10 protein-coding genes and 1 riboswitch are annotated in these 19,200 nt (G+C 54.8%); of the genes, 2 read left to right on the top strand and 8 right to left on the bottom strand.

Translation table 11 applies throughout. The features are described 5' to 3' along the window. Nucleotides 1-176: 176 nt before the first annotated feature. The 6 genes from ACFFK0_RS05070 to ACFFK0_RS05045 all read right to left on the bottom strand — a co-directional run bounded on the left by ACFFK0_RS05070 (nucleotide 177) and on the right by ACFFK0_RS05045 (nucleotide 12,112). Nucleotides 177-644: an SRPBCC family protein gene (locus ACFFK0_RS05070; protein ID WP_377468836.1), complete on the bottom strand. Its 468-nt coding sequence runs from the start codon at nucleotides 642-644 to the stop codon at nucleotides 177-179. A 471-nt stretch (nucleotides 645-1,115) separates the two neighbouring features. Next, complete coding sequence (locus ACFFK0_RS05065; protein WP_377468835.1) at nucleotides 1,116-2,051, bottom strand: hypothetical protein; 936 nt, start codon at nucleotides 2,049-2,051, stop codon at nucleotides 1,116-1,118. Between the two features lie 142 nt (nucleotides 2,052-2,193). Further along, nucleotides 2,194-7,581 (bottom strand): OmpL47-type beta-barrel domain-containing protein, encoded by a 5,388-nt coding sequence (locus tag ACFFK0_RS05060; protein WP_377468834.1) that lies wholly within the window; start codon nucleotides 7,579-7,581, stop codon nucleotides 2,194-2,196. 86 nt (nucleotides 7,582-7,667) lie between these two features. Further along, nucleotides 7,668-7,763, bottom strand: a riboswitch (cyclic di-GMP riboswitch). A 232-nt stretch (nucleotides 7,764-7,995) separates the two neighbouring features. After that, on the bottom strand, nucleotides 7,996-9,582 hold the full coding sequence (locus ACFFK0_RS05055; protein ID WP_377468833.1) for a UDP-glucose--hexose-1-phosphate uridylyltransferase: 1,587 nt from the start codon (nucleotides 9,580-9,582) through the stop codon (nucleotides 7,996-7,998). Between the two features lie 44 nt (nucleotides 9,583-9,626). After that, a complete protein-coding gene (gene galE / locus ACFFK0_RS05050; protein WP_377468832.1) occupies nucleotides 9,627-10,619 on the bottom strand; it encodes a UDP-glucose 4-epimerase GalE in 993 nt (330 codons plus the stop codon). 311 nt (nucleotides 10,620-10,930) lie between these two features. Beyond that, the gene (locus tag ACFFK0_RS05045) at nucleotides 10,931-12,112 is read right to left on the bottom strand and encodes a galactokinase (RefSeq protein WP_377468830.1); all 1,182 of its coding nucleotides are present in this window, start codon (nucleotides 12,110-12,112) and stop codon (nucleotides 10,931-10,933) included. A gap of 420 nt (nucleotides 12,113-12,532) precedes the next feature. Here ACFFK0_RS05045 and ACFFK0_RS05040 point away from each other — a divergent pair, with 420 nt between their 5' ends. Next, complete coding sequence (locus ACFFK0_RS05040; RefSeq protein WP_377468829.1) at nucleotides 12,533-13,444, top strand: AraC family transcriptional regulator; 912 nt, start codon at nucleotides 12,533-12,535, stop codon at nucleotides 13,442-13,444. A 585-nt stretch (nucleotides 13,445-14,029) separates the two neighbouring features. Here the strand turns inward: ACFFK0_RS05040 and ACFFK0_RS05035 are convergent. After that, the gene (locus tag ACFFK0_RS05035; protein ID WP_377468828.1) at nucleotides 14,030-15,280 is read right to left on the bottom strand and encodes a DUF6612 family protein; all 1,251 of its coding nucleotides are present in this window, start codon (nucleotides 15,278-15,280) and stop codon (nucleotides 14,030-14,032) included. 249 nt (nucleotides 15,281-15,529) lie between these two features. Between ACFFK0_RS05035 and ACFFK0_RS05030 the strand changes: the two genes are divergently transcribed. Further along, nucleotides 15,530-16,789 (top strand): methyl-accepting chemotaxis protein, encoded by a 1,260-nt coding sequence (locus ACFFK0_RS05030; RefSeq protein ID WP_377468827.1) that lies wholly within the window; start codon nucleotides 15,530-15,532, stop codon nucleotides 16,787-16,789. 278 nt (nucleotides 16,790-17,067) lie between these two features. On the opposite strand, the gene ACFFK0_RS05025 is transcribed toward ACFFK0_RS05030, so the two are convergent. Beyond that, a complete protein-coding gene (locus ACFFK0_RS05025; protein ID WP_377468845.1) occupies nucleotides 17,068-18,984 on the bottom strand; it encodes an ATP-dependent DNA helicase in 1,917 nt (638 codons plus the stop codon). Nucleotides 18,985-19,200 lie beyond the last annotated feature (216 nt).

Below are 19,200 nucleotides of genomic sequence, written 5' to 3'. Positions count from 1 at the left end.
CATACAGGTTTCTAAGAGAAAAACATCGTAACGCGTGTCTATTTTCTTGACGGAGGTCCAACATGGTCCCTAAGGACATTGTTGCAGCGTGCTGGGGGCCTGCTGTAGTGCATCTTTACGTTTAAGGGGTTTGCTAGACCGTACAACCCTATTTGTAAGCGCATACCTCGTTTTAGCTAGTCTTTCACATGGGCGTCGGGAGCCTTGTCCGCCACAAGCTTCAGCAAAACATTGTGCTCCAATAGCGCCTTCAACCCGCACAGCACTATCGTGTAGCCGCCCATGGAGTCGATAGCCCGGGCGACGATGTCGTCTCCGCTGCCGCTGTACCCTGAATCAATGATTGCGACCATCGTTTCGTCCGCTGCGCGTTGTGTGAAGGTCCATTCGGTCCGAGTACCGTCGGAAAACTCAACCAGAATCCGCCGGTAAGGGTCAAACTCCAATACGGTGACGGTATCCGATACGCCGTACATGGCCCACTCCCAACGGACCTGTTTGCCCGCCTCCAGCCTTCCGCTGCTTCCGGTGAACCAAAATTTTGTAGTGACGGCCGGGTCTGCGAAAGCTTCGAACACTTCTTCAGCCGGCCTCCGGATTAACATTTCCGCCTTGACTTCCGGCTCGCGGTTCAGCGTTAGCATCGGTAAGATCTCCTTCGTGTGAATAGGTAGTTTTTTCTATTTTAGCATATGTCAGTGACAGGCGTCTGCTTGGCGGGGACGGATGCTGAAGGCTGCGAGACGGCGGAGCTTGGGGGCCTATTGTGCGGGGCGCGAGACGCTTAAAGCCATGCCGGCACGGTTATGAAGGTCCCGGAGCGACAGATTAAGCGAGGGCTGATGGAAGATTTGCTCGAGGACTTTGGGATGAGATGAGATGCATGGGTCGGCGTAAATGCCTAGGGCAAATACGATGGAAGATGCCTCAGATATAAAATGCGAATGTGCAAGGCTTATGCGAGGCGGATGCCAGTGAAGACGAAGTACCAATTACGCAAGCCATATACGATAGGTATGCCAGTGAGACTGAGGTGCCAATTACGCAAGGCATTTGCGACGGGGTGCTGTTGAGGCCGAGGTGCTGAATGCCTAATCGCATTTGTGCGAGGGAGCTCAGCGCACGCCGAGCACCCAGCCCTCAAGCGCTGCCCGCCGGCGCTCGGCGGGCGTCAGCCCGGGCGGCTCGGCGAGCCATTCGTCGAGCTGCCCGAGGCGATCCTGCTCGCGCGCCCAGCGCACACAGGCGGCGGCATCGCCGGCGTCAGTGCGCCGCCCAGCGGCGGCAGGCAGGTAGAGTGTCGGATATACCTCGACCATAACATGCTTTTGCTGCGGCGGCGACCAGCCGTCAAACGGCCAGCAGTGCAGCGGGATGTCAGCCGCCTCGCAGCGGCGCAGCAGCTGCCGCAGACGGGCTATCCCGAACAGCGACTGCAGGCCGACGGAGCCTGCTCCGCCGAGCTGGTACGCCGACTTCATGCCGGTCTGGCGGGTTTCCACGAGGCGTCGCTCGGGAAGCCTCGCGCCGAACTCGCCGAACGGGAACATCCGCCGGCCAGGCGAAAAATGCGGGCCCCAGAACGGTCCTACCGGCAGCTTCAGCCTGCGCGCGATCGCCTCGTTCACCCGAGCGGCCCACTGCCTCGGGTGGGGCTCGACACCCTCTTCGAGCCCCACTTCCAGCTCATCCGCGAGCCAATCAAGCATTTGCCGCCATGAACGCTGCTCCCGGCCCGTAGCCGCTTCGTAAAATCCTACCGGCATGCTGTAGTTATGATCGAAGCCGAACAACACCCGCTCTCGCGCCGCAGTCGCCTTTTGCAGAAGACGTAAAGCCACCTCGACAAGCTCTCTTCGCGTACAACCGACAATCGACAGGGGCCTCCCCTCATCTCCTGTGCCATTCGAAACCTCCGCAGGGAGCTCTCCACGACCGTCCAGCAGGCCACTCAACCGCCGCCCTACGCACCAAGCGATCCGGCGACGCTGTTCTTTATCCGACGCGGCTCCTGAGTAATCGGCAAAGGCATACACGTCAAACTCCGCCACTTCAATCTCCTCCTACGAACCCGAACTAACAGTATCCTCATACTACTATTAACCAACCGCATTGAAGATCATCCTTTGAAGAACAAAATCACCATCCCCTTACATGCTTGGGGCACATAAGGAAATGGTGATGCGAACAGCTTTATTTTTGTAATTTCACTGTCGTTTGACCGGATACTTCATTACCGTTGACCAACCCGGTAAAGTGCAATACAGCTTCCGAGCCGCTCCAAGCGAAATCAGATCGTTCAAACTTGAACTGCCCATTTTTTGCTTGGTTGTAATAACCGTTATTGCTTGTCAGAGCCTTTACACCATTGAGTCGGACACTATCCAGATTAAACCCTGCCGTACTATAACCGGACGGGAGGTCTACTCTTACGGTAAAGACCCCATTATTGCCCTTGATGACTGTTGGCGTTACCGTAATGGTTGCCGGAATATACACGGAGAATTGTTTGACTATTTTCGTCGAAAGCCCAGCACCGTTTGTTGCGGTAACTTCTACCGTGTACGTTCCCGGCACATTTAACGAAATGCTCTCTCCGCTTTCCTTGGTTACTGCACTTGCAGAATTCGGATATTTAACTGTCATAACCGAATTAATGATGCCTGACAACGAGTCAGTTGCCGTAAAATTCAATGGGACCACGCTGCCTAAGCCGTACTCAGGCTCCACCACCATGTCGATCAGCGGAGCTGTCTTATCAATTTGAACGGATACGTCTTGAGCCGCTTCCGCGTTGCCTGCTGCGTCTACCGAGTAGAACGACACCTTGCTCACGCCTTCTTGGCTCAGCTTCACCGTAGTACCTTCTACGTACTCTCCGCCATTAACCGAGTAGTATGTCTTCGCTACGCCGCTTCCGCTGTCCTCTGCCGTTAAGCTTACCGTTACTTCATCCTTCGACCAGCCTGCCGGTGCACTTGCCGTTGTGACCGGCGGGGTACGGTCGATGCTGACATCGATGAACTGCGCCGCTTCCGCGTTGCCTGCTGCGTCTACCGAGTAGAACGACACCTTGCTCACGCCTTCTTGGCTCAGCTTCACCGTAGTACCTTCTACGTACTCTCCGCCATTAACCGAGTAGTATGTCTTCGCTACGCCGCTTCCGCTATCCTCTGCCGTCAAGCTTACCGTCACTTCTTCCTTCGACCAGCCTGTCGGTGCGCTAGCCGTTGTGACCGGTGCGGTGCGGTCGATGCTGACATCGATGGACTGCGCCGCTTCCGCGTTGCCTGCTGCGTCTACCGAGTAGAACGACACCTTGCTCACGCCTTCTTGGCTCAGCTTCACCGTAGTACCTTCTACGTACTCTCCGTCATTAACCGAGTAGTATGTCTTCGCTACGCCGCTTCCGCTATCCTCTGCCGTCAAGCTTACCGTCACTTCTTCCTTCGACCAGCCTACCGGTGCGCTTGCCGTTGTGACCGGTGCGGTACGGTCGATTTTCACATCGATCGTAGTTGGCGTCTCTTGGTTTCCGACCTTATCTACCGAGTAGTAGGAAACCTTTGTAATGCCTTCCTGAGAAACGGTAAACGAATTCCCTGGAACATAAGCACTGCCGTTTAAGGAATAGTACGTTTGTACAACACCAGTTTCATTGTCCGTAGCGGACAGTGTCACGACTACATCTTGATTCGACCAACTTGCCGGTGCATTCGCCTTCGTTACTGGCGCCTCCGTATCAACGATTAACTTCGCCAATACGATATTCGATGCTGCCGATTCGCCGAAGGAGTTACTATACGACGTTACGTAATACTGATGATCTGCATAAGACAAATTCGAAATGGTGTAAGACAAGTTATTAATATTTCTAGCGATTTCCACCGGTTGTCCGTTTACCAGTTCATAGATATTGTACCCGTTCGCATAAGTAACGAAGTTCCAATAAATCCGAGCGCTTGTCGAACTGGTTAGCGTTAATGTCGCCTCCGGAGCTTGCATGGTCGGATATACGATCGTTTCCGCATATACCGGCGAAGGTGCGGACTCGCCGAATCGATTGCTATAAATCGTCATCTCATACGAATGCGTTTCTTCCGACAAGTTATACACTTTCGACGTTAACGCCGTTCCTTTGTAAACCAGCTGACGGTTACCCGCGGTGACTTCATAGACGCGATATTCGTTTGCCCATGCAGCCGACTGCCAAGTAAACGTAATGTTATTCGCGTTAAAGACCGTACCCTTAAGCTGAGGTGCTTGCAGTACCGGCCATTTCAACAAGAAGTCGATTTTTCCCGCTACAGGTGACTCTCCAAATCGAGAACTGAACGAATTTACTTCGTATGTGTAATCTCCCTGCGGCATGTTCGGGAAAGACGCCGATGTGCTCGTTACCGTTGCCTTGAGCACCCGCAGGCCGTCAACGACCTGATATACTTTATACGCTGTTGCATATGTTACGGCACTCCACCGGATCGTAAAATCGTTGCCGTTCGCGATACTTTGCGTCAGGTTGCCCGGGGCTTGCATAATTGGATATACAACCGCAAAGGCGATTTGCGCACCTTCAGGAGATTCTCCAAATCTGGTGCTGACCGAGCGAACTTCATACAAATAATCACCGGCCGGCATATTGGTGAAAGCCGCCGCAAGCGTACTGACTGTCCTCTTCAACGAACGTTCCCCGTCGATAACTTGGTAGACGTTATAAGAGGTAGCATAAGTTGTAGCCTCCCACTTCAGAGTTAAGTCGTTACCATTCGCAACACTGAAGGTCAAATTACCTGGAGCTTGCATGACCGGGAGAACAACAGCATATGCAATTTGAGCACCCTCGGGCGATTCTCCAAACCTCATACTAAGCGATCGGACTTCATACTTGTAATCGCCGGCAGGCATATTGACGAAGCTAGCTGATGTGGTAGTTACCGTCTTCTTTAATGTCCTTTGATCTCCACTAATCTCATAAACATTATATGAAGCGGCATAGGTTACGGCATCCCACTTCAGAGTTATATCATTGCCGTTCGTTACAGTGTACACCAGGTTATTCGGAGCTTCCATCGTGTGCTCCGCAACGTTCACTTCTATAGGACTTCCGTTCGGAGACTCTCCAAACCGGTTACTGACGGCATACACAACATAATTATAAGTACCAGCCTGCATTTTGGCATATGTAGTCGATGTTCCGGTAACGGTGCTTACAAGCACTTTATTTCCGTCTACCACCCGATATACTTTATATGACGATGCATACAGCGCAGCATTCCACTTCAGCGTTACGTCATTGCCGTTGGAGATCGTGTAGGTAAGATTCGCCGGCGACTGTACAACCGGATATACCATATCCAAACTCAGCTGACTTTTCGTCTTTGACTCACCAAATCGATTTCTGAAAGAGCGAATCTCGTACACGTGTTTTCCAGCTGTTACATCAGTTATTGTCGTCGTAACCGCTGGAACTGTAACCGTCGCCTTTAATATAGTCTGTCCATCCAACACTTCGTACACTTTATAGCCGTTCACATTCGCAACTGCAGCCCAACTGACTACCACATCGTTGCCATTCTGCACTTTGTATGTGACGTTGCTTGGAGGGGAAATTTCCGGCCAAACAACCGTGAACGAAATCTTCGCACCTTCCGGTGATTCCCCAAGCAGCGTCGAATATGAATGCACGACATATTCATAGTTACCTTCAGGCAAATATGTGTAGGAAACTGATAACCCGGATACCGTACTTTTCAGCACACGCTCACCGTCTATGATTTGATACACTTTATAGCCGGTGGCATTCGCTGAAGCCGTCCATTTAAGGGTATAGTCATTAATATACTCAACGGTATACGTCGGATTCCCCGGCGCCTGCATCGTCTCTCCATTCATTGTGACTTCAACGCGTGTTCCTGCCGCCGACTCGCCGAATCGGCTGGAGAAGGTGTTGATTTCGTACGTATATGTTCCCGGTGCAACACCCGTGTAAGTAACTGTCGGCGTTGTCACCGTACTTTTCAAAACCTTTTGCCCATTATCGATGATATAAACTTTGTAGCTGGTCGCGTAGGTCACAGCATCCCAGTTCAATGCAAAACTCGTCGCGCTCTTCACGGTTTGTGTTACATTCGCCGGCGGCACCATGACCGGGTGTACCAGCGAAACGGAAATCGAACTGCCTTCTGCGGATTCGCCGAATCGCGTGGAGTAGGAGTACACCTTGTATGTGTATTCACCCGCAGGCTGATTCGCATAAGTGATTGTCCTGCCCGTTATAGTGTTTTTCAGCGTCTCTTGTCCGTTGGCAACCAAGTATATTTTGTAATTGGTTGCGTTCGCCGCCGCATCCCACGTAAGCACAATGTCATTGCCGTTCACAATATTGTAAGCTACATTCAGCGGCGCTTCCATGACGACATCACTGACAGTTACGTTAACCTGAGTACCGCCATTCGACTCGCCGAATCGGTCGCTATAAGCGCGCACTTCATACGTATAATCACCAGCAGGCATCTTGGCATAAGTCGCCGTCAGTCCCGTTACAGTGCTTTTCAACACTGGCTGACCATCGACGATCTGATAAATTTTATAAGCTGTTGCGTTCGCGGAAGCTGTCCAGGAAAGGACAACATCGTTTAGATTTTGCAGTTTGAAAGTTACGCTTGCCGGCGGCGCCATCGTGACGGTCCCGACCGTAATCGAGGCTTGGCTGCCGTCTGCAGATTCACCGAAACGGTCGCTGTTCGAATGAACTTCATATACATAATCGCCGGCAGGCAAATTGGTATACTTAACGCTCGTAGCCGTTATCGTGCTCTTCAGCACTTTCTCGCCTTCGGTGACCTGATAAATTTTATAATTCGTCGCAAACGGCACGGCACTCCAGCTCAGAGTAACATCCACCAAGTTGGACAATGCAGCTTTGAAGCCGGCAGGAGCCGTCATCGTCGGGCGTGCTACCGCCACCTTCAAAGGTGCGGTTTCTGGGGAAACACCATATTTGGAATGCGATGCAGAAACCGTGTATGTATAATTGCCGTCAGGTGCGTTCGGAATCGTATAAGTACGTGCCGCCCCCGAATAGAGCAGCGTATTCGACCCGTCCGAACCTACTTGGTATAGGTTATATGTTTGGGCATATTGCACAGCTCCCCAACTTAACACAATATCGTTCCCATTCTGAATCGCATAAGTAAACGATGCAGGAGCCGCTAATTCAGGGTATGTGACCGTAACCGTGACCGGCGCTCCCGGTCCGGACTCCGAGCCTGAGCTAAGCGTGGAAACCACATAGCTGTAGGAACCTTCAGACAGACCGCTTAAACTGAAGGACGTTGTTGCTGTAGTCCCCACCAGGTCCATGGATCCATAAACAATACTGTAAACATTGTAGCCGGTGGCACTGTAAACCGGACTCCAAGTCAATTTAATGTCACTTGGTGTAACATTCTGAGCCGCGACGTTACTTGGAGGCAGCAGCGTTCCGCTATCAGCCGCCGCATTTGCCGTGATAGCCGGAAGCAGCAGCTGAAGAGTAAGCAGCAATGCAAGCCATCCTGCCCATTGTTTTCGTTGTCTCATCCTAAATAATCCCCCTACAACAAATTGTGACAAAAACAAAAAAATGAACCCAACAAGGGTCCATAGGCATAAAGACTATGATTCCTTGTGGCAACCGGCTGCCATCCGAACGGAAAAACCCGCTCGGGTCAGGCCCTTTGGCTTTGCGTCCCGCAGTTTCCTGCGGTTTGCCTTTGTCACTTGGCTGATATGATTATCCCAATCATATTCCGAATAGCCTATGTTTGTTAATAGGCCTATAGAACTATGTGATCGAGAATAACTATTGTTATGTGAATCTATAGAAGGTCTTAAGGTGTGTATAGAAATCCACCAATTAGGGAATTTGAGATACGTGGTATCCGGGCAAAAAATAAACACCCGCGGAAGCCGCCTTTTTGAAGGCACTTCCGCAGGTGCTGATCAAAATCTATTCTATCCCTTCAACCCAAGCGTCTCCGCAAACCGCAGGAACGCCGCTTGCCCTTGCACGTCGCGCTTATACACGCCCGCATGCTCCAGCACCTGCAGGAACTTGGCGCCGACCTCCTGCTGCAGAAGCGCCGCTGCCGCGTCTGCGCTAAGCCCCGTACCGTGCTCGCTCACCAGCGCATCAATCCAAGCGGCATGCTTATGCAGCGGATGGCCCGCATCCGCCAGAGCGCCCGCCTCCAGAGGCGCCGCTCCGGTCAGCACGCCGGCAATCGCCTCGAGCTCCCCCTTCAGGCGCCCCGGCAGCACGGCCAATCCCATGACCTCGATCAAGCCGATGTTTTCCTTCTTGATGTGGTGCAGCTCCCGGTGCGGATGGAAAATCCCGTCCGGATGCTCCGCACTCGTCCGGTTGTTGCGCAGCACAAGATCGAGCTCAAACTCGCCGCTCGGATTAATGCGCGCAATCGGCGTCACCGTATTATGCGGTACCTGCCCGGCACCTGCTCCGCCTTCACCGCCGGACCCGGCCTCGCTGAACGCCAGTACGTCGACCGAAGGATCGCTGTAGCCCTTCCACGTATTCAGGACCTCGATCGCCAGCTTTAACAATTGCTCCTTGTTATAGCTCGACAGCCGCAGCACCGACATCGGCCATTTCACGATGCCCGCCTTCACCGCAGGATACTTTTCGGAGCGAAGCAGCACCTCTACCGGCGCCTTCGCCATCGGGAACGCATGCCTCCCGCCCTGGAAATGGTCGTGGTCGAGAATCGACCCGCCGACAATCGGCAAATCCGCATTCGATCCGATAAAATAGTGCGGGAACTGCTCCACGAAATCCAGCAGCCGGTAGAACGTCTCCGCCGATATTTTCATCGGGGAATGATGCTGATAAAACACAATGCAGTGCTCGTTGTAGTACACGTAAGGCGAATATTGCAGATACCACGTATCGCCGTCGAGCTGAAGCGGGACGACGCGGTGATTTTGCCGTGCCGGATGGTTCAGCCGTCCTGCATAGCCGACGTTCTCGAGACACAGCAGGCATTTCGGGTAATGGCTCGACTTCAGCGTCTTGAGCAGCGCGATTTCCTTCGGGTCCTTTTCCGGCCTGGACAGGTTGACCGTGATCTCCAGCTGGCCGTAATCCGTTGCCGTCAGCCAGTACTGGTTGCGCTGCAAGCGGTCCATCATGATGTAATGGGAGTTGATCGACATCCCGTAAAACGCCTCCGTCGCCGACTCCACGCCAACCGACTTCGCCGTCGCCCAAAACCGGTTCGCCACCTCGGATTGACGCGGCATGAGCAGCCCCATAATCCGCGCATCGAGCAGGTCGCGGTACGTCAGCGTATCCTCCGGCAGCAGCTTCGTTCCGACCGCCGCATCGAGCAGTTCGTTCAGCGCTTCAACCGGGCTGTCCAGCTGTTCCTCCGGCACCTCGCCCGCATACGGCTCCGCCAGCTCGAACAGGTCGAGCAGTGCGTTCCGCACCGGAACCGTGTCCAGCAACTCCAACAGCCCCCGCTGCACGCCAAACTGCAGCAGCCGCTCGATCGCAAGTCCCGCCCTCAGCTCTCTATCCATACGTAATGTCCTCCAATCCTTTCTGCAAGCCATGTCGGCCTAGTCTAGGTCCGGTCGTTGTATCCTTTCGGATTGTGTTTATGCCAAGCCCATGCACTCTCGATGATCTGCTCCAGCGATGTGCGCGACGGCTTCCAGCCGAGCTCCACGCGGGCCCGCTCCGAGGAAGCGACCAGCACCGCCGGATCGCCGGCGCGGCGCGGCTCCATAACCGCGGGAATCGCATGCCCCGTCACTTTGCGCGCTGCGTCGATGACCTGCTTGACCGAATACCCCGTCCCGTTGCCCAGGTTGAAAATATCGCTGTCCCCGCCGTGACGCAGCTTCTCCACCGCCAGCACATGCGCGTCGGCGAGATCGCTGACATGGATGTAATCGCGGATACAGGTGCCGTCTTCCGTCGGATAGTCGTCGCCGAACACCGAGATATGCGCCCGCTGACCGAGCGGAACCTGCAGAATGAGCGGCACAAGATGCGTTTCCGGCAGATGGTCTTCGCCGATCTTGCCGCTCTCATGCGCGCCGGCTGCATTGAAGTAGCGCAGCGACACGTATTTGATGCCGTGGGCCGTGTCGAACCAGCGCATCATTTTCTCCATGGCCAGCTTCGTCTCGCCGTATGCATTCGTCGGCAGCGTGCGGTCGCTTTCGAGGATCGGCACGTTTTCCGGCTCCCCGTAGGTTGCGGCGGTCGAAGAGAAGACGATGCGCTTTACGCCGTATTGGTTCATTTTCTCCAGCAGGCATAAGGTACCGTATACGTTATTGTGGTAGTACTTGGCCGGATTCGTCATGCTCTCGCCAACCAGCGAATTCGCCGCAAAATGAATGATCGCATCGATCTCGTTCTCGCGGAACACCGTATCCATAAACTCCCCGTCGCGCAAATCGCCGACATACAGCTTGCCGCCCAGCACCGCAGCCTTGTGGCCTTGATACAGATTGTCGACGACAACGACCTCCTCGCCTCTTGCCAGCAGCTCCGCCACCGTATGCGAGCCGATATAGCCCGCTCCCCCTGTTACCATAATCGCCATGATCGTGCATCCCCTCTCCGTAGGATTCTTCCGTACTCCATTGACTTACTGCGTTCTTATTCGCAATCCGATTGCCTCGCGGTTGAAATGAATCGTTGTGCTACGGATTGCAGCCTGCTTGCTCGAAGCGCCGCTGCTTACTCGTGTTCCTTGTTTGGCGTGCACATACGCACCAGTCTCTCGTATCGCTTTATTCTTGCTCATGTATGCTTGCTCGAATCACGGTGTCCTGGCCGTTGCCCCTATGGCTTCGTACCGCTGTGCTGCTTGCCCGCTGTCGAGCCTCCGTCAGGCCCCACCCCGCTCAAGCCCTACTTCACTTCAACTGCGCCGTCCCCGATATCGCACACGTAAAAATCCGCCGTCAGTCCGGTGCGTTCCTTGTAGTTCGCGCCTACCTGCTGCTTGAACAGCTCGACGCTGTCCTCATGTACAAGCGATACCGTACAGCCGCCGAAACCTGCACCCGTCATCCGGGAGCCGATCGTTCCCGGAATGCGGAGCGCTTCCTCGACCATCGTGTCAAGCTCGACACCCGTCACTTCGTACAGATCGCGCAGCGAGTTGTGCGAGCCGATCATCAGTTGGCCGAAAGCCTCGAGGTTATCCTGCTTCAGCACCTCGACCGCCCGCTTCACGCGGTCAATCTCTTCCACGACGTGGCGTGCCCGCTTGCGGACCGTGTCGCTGACGATGCGGTGCGCTTCCGCTTCGAACTGCTCCAGCGTCAGCTGCCCGAGCAGCGTCAGACCCGGGAACGCAGCCTGGAGCTCGGCGACCGCTTGATCGCACTCGCTGCGGCGTTCGTTGTACTTGGAGTCGACGAGGCCACGGCGCTTGTTCGTGTTGCCGATGACGATTTTATAAGCGCCCGTGTTGAACGGTACATGCTCATATTCCAGCGTGTCGCACATGAGCAGAATCGCGTGATCCTTCTTGCCCATCGCTACCGCGAATTGATCCATAATACCGGAATTGACGCCGACGAACTTGTTCTCCACTTGCTGCGACAGCAGGGCGATCTGCACGCGTTCCTCGGCAGCCGTTACATCGCGGCCTTCCGCCGTCAGCAAGCCGAACGCCGTAACCACCTCGATGGAAGCCGAGGAAGAAAGGCCCGCGCCGTTCGGAATTTCGCCGTGGTACAGCACATCGTAGCCGCCGATATCGTGGCCCTTCTGCTGCAGGAAGTAGATGACGCCCTTCGGGTAATTCATCCAGTCATCCGCTTCGTCGTATGCCAGACCTTTTATGGAAATTTGTTTCTTCATCTCAAAGTTTGTGGAAGCCAGCGACACTTGATCGTCAGCCCGCTTGCGCAGCAGCATGGTCGTGCCGAACGTCAGCGCGCCCGGGAACACGTAACCCCCGTTGTAGTCCGTATGCTCGCCGATCAGATTGACCCGACCGGGCGCGTGGAACACCCTGATGCCCTCTTCCGTTCCCCCATGAATCTCTATAAAACGCTTCTTCAACAGCTGCACATCCGCCATTACCGCTAGCACCGCCTTAGCTCGAATTTGGTTTCGTCGCGCGGGTAAGTCCGCTTCTTTAGCTTCAGTATAGCGTACCTGCCGGCCGCCTGCCATGGAAGCATGTTAGCTCAACATGGAATTTTGTGATTTTCTATTGGGTTGAGGCATGGAAAATGATACACTGTTGCTGTCATGGAATGCAGTACGGAATTAAGGTGCAGTCGCGGCTCCGGCTTGTGGTTACGGTACATCTCCGAACCGGACACGCCGATTCGGACGCCACGGAACGTCATTGCGCTTAAGATGCCCGTATCCCGCCAGTTGGCTCGCTTGAGGAATGTCGATGCGCTGTTGAAATTCGAGCCGTTCGAGTCCATTTCGAAAAATAAGATATCCACGTTCCGCTAGACCATTTCCACCGAAAGAGGAGGAACCCGTATGGTATCGTCACATCCCGCAACGGACATCGTCTCCACGCCGACCGGACCCGGGCGCCCGGAGAGTTATTTCGTCGTGTCGAACCCCGAGCCCGAAGAGGTGAGCGGCGTAACGGTGCTGTTCGCCGGCCACAGCCAAACGAAGCCCGGCCACCAGCTCGGCCCCAAAGTCGTCGACCACTACTTGCTTCACCATGTGCTAGCCGGTCAGGGTGAGTTTTCATCCGGGGGCAACGTCCATCGGCTTTCCGCCGGAGACAGCTTCCTGATTTCGCCCGGCGAGCTCGTCCGTTACGCTTCCGAACCGGCCGATCCCTGGATGTACCGCTGGGTCGCCTTCCGGGGGGACGGCAGCGCCCCGCTTCTTGCGGCAGCCGGTTTCACATCCGGCGCACCCGTTATACGAGCCGGGACGAGCCTGCGGCCCGGTCGCCATATCCGTGCGATCGAGCAAGCGTTTCGTTCCCGATCGCTGAGCGCGTCGCTGCAAGCCTCCGGCCATCTCCAGCTGCTGTTCGCCGCTTACCGTGACGCCCGCTCCGCCGAAGAAGCGGGGGGCGGCGGCCCGGCGACCCCGCCCCAGATTGAAGCGACAGTACGTCAAGCGATTCAATACTTGTCCACGCAATACGCCGAGCCTATCTCTATTGAGCTCATGGCCGAGACGCTGGGCTACAACCGGGCATACTTATCCAAGCTGTTTAAGCGGGAAACCGGCCTAACGCCCGTCACCTTCCTGCTCCGGCTCCGTTTGGACAAAGCCCGCCGCATGCTGCGCGAGCGCCACGACCTGACCACGGCGCAGATCGCCGCCTCGGTCGGCTTCCAGGACCCGCTGTATTTCTCCAAGCAGTTTCACCGCCAGTACGGAGAGTCGCCGACCGAATATCGCAGTGCGGTGAAGAAGTTTTGAGCAGGCAAGCCAGATCGTACATGAGCAGGGCTGCGGCTCCTCGATAGGCGGGGCTCTTGTTGCCGGCGTTAAAATTGCCGCCCAGCCGAAGACGATCGCAAATTTCCGACTTCCTCTATGCACTATACTCGACCTCTATCTACCCTAACAGCCGCACACAGGACAAGGATCCGCGGCCTAGATTAAAGGATTTTGGAGGCGTTATTTTACTTGTCGGGGAATCCTCGTTCAAATTGATAAAATAACTCCGCGTCGACCCGTTATCTCGCTTGCTCTCGAATATACAACAAGGAAATCGGATTTCAAGCCGCAAACATAGACTGGATCATCATTCAAACCTGGCGTATGACTGAATTCTACAGGTGTCGCAAGAGTCCCCCAACGTATCCGCAAATAAGCTTCCCATAAAAAATAAACCGACCCTCCCTCGCTGAGGGAAAGTCGGCCGTTTCCATTTCTTATCATTGCATCATCCGTGACGTTTCAGAACCAGAACCAGCGCCGGCTTTAGCTTTAACTTCAGCATCAGCATCAGCACTAGCATCAGCTTCAGCATCAGCACTAGCATCAGCTTCAGCATCAGCACTAGCTCCCCGCACCGGCCGTCGGCATAGGCAGCGGCACAGCCTGCTTCGCCGCCTCCGGCAGCTTCACTTCCACATCACCGTTATAGTCCGCATACTTCATATCCATTGACATCGCGACTTCGCTAATCGGGATTACCGAATTGTCCCCATAGCTCATCACCATGTCCATATCCATCCGCTGTATCAACATGCTGGTTTCATCAATCCAAACGACACCCGACATCTTCAGCGACAAGTCCTCGAAGCCCGGCATGGCCTTCAGCGTATCCGTCATGCCCGAGTTGGTCCCGCCGGACACCTTCGCATAGATGTCCATAATTTCTTTGAAACTCGTGAGGGAACCATTCATTTCAACTTTGCGCAGTTTGACGCCGTCCACCGTCTCCGTACCATGATCCCGGTAAAAGAATCCCGGCAGCGTCCAGTTCTCCATACTGAGCGAGCTGTTCTTCTGCATCTCAATCAGCTGTTCGAATGAATACGGCATTTGCTTCGTCATGTCGAACCACGTCAGCTTCCCTGTCGCCGGGTCATTCATTTCCACATACGTACCCGAAGTGACTGTATACTGATTCATTTGGATCTTAACCGGACCTGTCGGGCCCACCATTTCCGTTTCCATCGCCTGATGAAGTCCTTGCTCGATATGGAACTCCAGCTTGGAGCTGGCCTTCATATCGACCGTCATGGCCGGATTGTCGGAGAAAGCCTTCATGGCCATCGTCATATCCATTTCGGCAGCGGTGCGGAACGACACGACCTCCTTCTGCTTCTCGGCTGCTTTCTTCAGCCACTCCAGCGCCGATTCGTCGCTCTTCAGCGCAGTGTCCACCAGCTGCTGCGCCGATTCCGCCGACAAATTCCCCGCGCCGCCAATCGCCGCCCCGAACCGTTCCGGCAATGCCTTCGCCGCGTCCCCATCCCTCACGCCGAGGAGACGGCCGAGAATATAGCTCGCTTCCGTGTCTGTCACAGGCTGCGACAAGCGGAACGTACCGTCTTCGTAGCCCTGCAAAATTTTACGCTCCATCATAACCCGCACTGCATTCGCAAATTCCGAATCCGCCGCAACGTCCTTCGGCAGTCCAAGAGTATTGTCCTTCGGGGACAATTCCAGCCGTTCGGCAATCAGACGGATGAATTCGCCTCGAGTAACCGGCCCTGCATCCGCCGCATGACCGATTGCAGGCACAAGCAGAGACGAGGCAAGCACGGTAACAGCTGTAATATGCTTCATAGTTTGACGCATGATGAAAACCTCCCAACTAGTAGATAACGAATACACAGGAAATTTTACCATACTCTACCATACAAACCTAGCAAAGTGCCGCCTCATTTCGAAAATGTAATCTTCATCCTATCTTTCTAGGGCCACATGCATTCCCTGACGTTCCATATTTCGACAAGTAAACGTTTCCAAAAGTAGGTCCTCCGTACTATAATACTCACAATATTATGAAAATCCAATTCGTGGAATCTATTGCAAAGGGGTCTTACTATGAACAAGCTTTCCTCTCTGTCGTTCTGGTCCAAAGTATTGATCGGCTGCTATTTGATAGCGTCATTGTTTGCGCTCGATATCGTTCTTGTACTCGTATTGCCTGCTTCCGCCAAATGGCTCGGCATCCTGATCGCCGCCGCGCTGCTCGCCGCAACGTATCCGATCGCCCGCCGTTTGGAGAGCTCGCTTAGCGATTCGATCAGCGAATTGACCCGTGTAGCGGGTGCCATCGCCAAAGGCGACTTCACGCAGAAGGTGCCGGTCACGTCCTCCGACGCCCTCGGCGAGCTGGCTACCTCGCTCAACCAGATGACGGACAAGCTGCGCGGCATTTTAACCGAGACGATGCGTATCTCCGGTTCGGTGTATGAGGTGGGGAGCGATATTTTCCAGAAAAACGACGATCTCCGCGGGGTTCTGGAGCAGGTCAACGTATCGGCTCACGAGCTCGCTACAGGCGCGGGGCAAATCTCCGAGGAAATCTCGGAAGCGTCCCAGACGACCAAAGATATCGAGGAACGCATCTCGGGCTACGCCCAATCCACGCAGCAGATGAGCGGCAAGTCGGATGAAACGCTGCAATTGGTTGAGAAGGGGCGCCGCGCCGTCGAGCTGCAAAGCGAAGGGACGAAAACCAACGTACAGGTTACGGCTCAGATCGCCGAAACGATCGACCGGCTCGCCGAGCAGGCGAAGGGTATTTCGACGATTACGCATGCGATCTCCGAAATCGCCGAGCAAACGAACCTTCTGTCGCTGAATGCTTCCATTGAGGCGGCCCGCGCAGGCGAGCACGGCCGGGGCTTCGCCGTCGTTGCGCAGCAGGTGCGCAAGCTCGCTGAGGAGTCGAGCACGATGACGAAGGAAGTGTTCCAGCTTGTACGGGGGATTGAAACGGGGATATCGGCTACGCTTCAGCAAATGAAAATCAACGAGCAAGTCGTGCACAAGCAGTCCGAGCTTATCGTCGAAACGAAAGGCGTCTTCTCGCAGGTCGTCGAGAGCGTGACGTATATGGCGGAGGAAATTCGCCGTTTTGCGGACGAAAGCCAGAGCATGCTGCAAAGCGCCAAGCAGATTGCCGCCTCCATGGAAAACATCTCCGCCATCACCGAGCAATCCGCCGCCTCGACGGAGGAAATGTCCGCTTCGATGAATGAGCAGATCGCCGCCGTCGCTGAAGTCGTCGGCAAGTCGGAGCAGATGACCCGAATCGCCGGGGAGCTGCGGAAGACGGTGCAAATTTTCAAGCTGTAGCAAAATCACCCGTTCACTTGCCTCGAGGCAGATGGACGGGTGATTTTTTTGGATGACAACGGCATTTGTGGCTTGCCCAAAACGGACCGTCTTCACTGCACCCTGCCGACACCACAGCCCAAGACCGCCCTATTCGGGCCGTCTTCACCGCACCCTGCCGACACCACAGCCCAAGACCGCCCTATTCGGGCCGTCTTTCCCTCTGCCAAGACGTCACAGCGGCCCATCCTTTCCCCAGACTCCTTCCCCTACTTTACAAATGCCTCCACGGTCGCCAATCAAGGCAGCAGCGCCAGAACTTGCCTGCGCACCTCTTCATCATGCAAGGCATTCCCCATTATCATTACGATTCCCTCATCTTCACGGGTACGAATGAGCCGCCCGATCCCCTGACGAAGACGTAAAATCATATACGGCATGTCCACCTCGGCCATCGGATCGCGCGAGTCCATTCGCTTCGCCTCGAACACAGGATCCTTTGGAGGGAACGGGAGCCCCCAAATAATGACGTTCGACAGGGACGGCCCGGGAATGTCCAAGCCCTCCCAGAGCGTGACGGCGCACAGAACACTGTGCTCGTCATGCTGAAAGGCGGAGATCAGCGAGCTGATCTCTGCCGTTCCTTCAAACATAATGCGGAATGCTTCAGCCTCCTTATATTCGCCTAGCCTCATCTTAAAGTCGTGCAGCTCGTCCCTGGACGGAAACAAAATGAGAGCTCTTCCAGCCGAGCGGTTCAGCGAGTCTAAGACTAGCTTGATTTTATCGGTGCCCGGTTGATCCGGCCAAAGCTCGGCTCTCATCTGCTTCTTGTAATTATAAGGCGAAGGAACGGAGAACGAGAGGAAGTCGTCGATCCCGAGGCTTTGCGCGATGTAATCGAAAGAGCCTCCGACCGAAAGTGTTGCGGATGAGAAAACAATCGGCATGCGCTGCGAAAAAACACGTTCCTTCAAAATTTCCTGCACCTGCTTCGGCATGACGACCAGGGTGAGGCCGTCCTGGTCTTCCTGCACCCAAGTAATCAGCCGCTCGGGTCGTACAAAGAGACCTAACGCCAACTGCAGCATCTCGATATGCTCTTCTACAATGGTAAGCTGATAGGCGTCCAGCGTGAACAGGCCGCTTTCAAACACGAGCTCCTCCTCGATCGCCGAAAGCAGGTCCCGAAACCGGTTCACCTCGCGGGTGAGCTCGCCTGACAGCTCGATATCGCGCCGGTCGGAAGCGGGCACCTTTCGGCTGTAACGCCCCAGGGCAGCAAACAATGAATCGCTCTGCTCGATAGCCCGCTCAATGGCGACCGCCAGCGTCTCGCGAACTTCACCTTCAAGCAAGCGGGTAATGATTGTCTCGAAGACGGCATGTTTAAGCTTATAAGTTAAGGCGTTTTGCGCCGCGGGCTCGAGCAGGTGTCCTTCATCGAAAACGACGGAGCTATGCGCCGGCAGCAGCGGCAGCTGTCCCTCACGCTTACGCGCTTCGAATGTCCACACATGCTCCATATAGAAATCATGGGAGCAGATAATGATATCCGCAGATCGGCGGTAATGCTCCCTGGACAGTGTCTGACCGCAGCGATGACGCTGGCTGCAGACAAGGCAATCCTGGAACACATCCCAGCCGATACGCGCCCACTGCTCATCCGTCAAATCCGCATATTCTCTACGGTCCCCGTAAGGCTGAAACGACTGCAGCGTATCCGGCGTTCGCACGAAGTCGGGTAATCCGCGGTAGATCTCCTGATACCGTTCTGCCCACTCATGATCAACGTCCCCGGCGGACCTGGCTTCGTCCAGCTTGTTAAGGCACACGTACTGATCGGGGGATTTGCCGAGCCGGGCGTCGATCGTCAGATCCAGGTGCCGGGCCAGCTTGGCGATGTCGCCTTCCGGCTTGACCAGCTGCTCAATGAGCGATTCGTCCGCACAAGCAATAATAGCTGGCTTCCTCGTATAACGGGCGTAGGTAATAGCGTAAAGCAGATACACGAAGGTTTTACCCGTTCCGACACCAGCTTCGGCAAAAATCGTCTGCTTGTCGCGGTACGCACGTTCCAGCTGAAATGCCATGTAAATTTGCTCGTCCCGAATCTCGAAGCCGGCTTCAGGCAGTTTTTCGTAAAATACATCCGCAATCCAGTCGCTTGCTTGCTGTACGAATGGAAGGGAGGGGTCGAATGCGAATGGATACATGATCGTCAATGGGTTGTGCCTCCAAACTGAAACTATAACCTTCGTATCATTATACGTGGCCATGCGCGTAAGTCCAGGGATACATGCTCATAAATAATAATTGCCCATTTAAAGGGGACTCTACGCGGGCATAGAAGTGTGATCGACTCCGCCGTGCGGGCGTTCCCGCAACCTTTCCCAAGTTCCGATTCAGCCCGGCGCTGCCGATAAAGAACT

This window comes from Paenibacillus chartarius (genome assembly GCF_042432825.1).
Classification (GTDB): domain Bacteria; phylum Bacillota; class Bacilli; order Paenibacillales; family NBRC-103111; genus Gordoniibacillus; species Gordoniibacillus chartarius.
Note: the sequence above shows the minus strand (reverse complement) of the source record. Positions and strands in the feature narration are given on the sequence as shown.

Coding starts and splice junctions, on each gene's coding strand:
- ACFFK0_RS05070 (WP_377468836.1), bottom strand. CDS start 644: ATGCTAACGCTGAACCGCGAGCCGGAAGTCAAGGCGGAAATGTTAATC.
- ACFFK0_RS05060 (WP_377468834.1), bottom strand. CDS start 7,581: ATGAGACAACGAAAACAATGGGCAGGATGGCTTGCATTGCTGCTTACT.
- ACFFK0_RS05055 (WP_377468833.1), bottom strand. CDS start 9,582: ATGGATAGAGAGCTGAGGGCGGGACTTGCGATCGAGCGGCTGCTGCAG.
- galE (WP_377468832.1), bottom strand. CDS start 10,619: ATGGCGATTATGGTAACAGGGGGAGCGGGCTATATCGGCTCGCATACG.
- ACFFK0_RS05045 (WP_377468830.1), bottom strand. CDS start 12,112: ATGGCGGATGTGCAGCTGTTGAAGAAGCGTTTTATAGAGATTCATGGG.
- ACFFK0_RS05040 (WP_377468829.1), top strand. CDS start 12,533: ATGGTATCGTCACATCCCGCAACGGACATCGTCTCCACGCCGACCGGA.
- ACFFK0_RS05035 (WP_377468828.1), bottom strand. CDS start 15,280: ATGCGTCAAACTATGAAGCATATTACAGCTGTTACCGTGCTTGCCTCG.
- ACFFK0_RS05030 (WP_377468827.1), top strand. CDS start 15,530: ATGAACAAGCTTTCCTCTCTGTCGTTCTGGTCCAAAGTATTGATCGGC.
- ACFFK0_RS05025 (WP_377468845.1), bottom strand. CDS start 18,984: ATGTATCCATTCGCATTCGACCCCTCCCTTCCATTCGTACAGCAAGCA.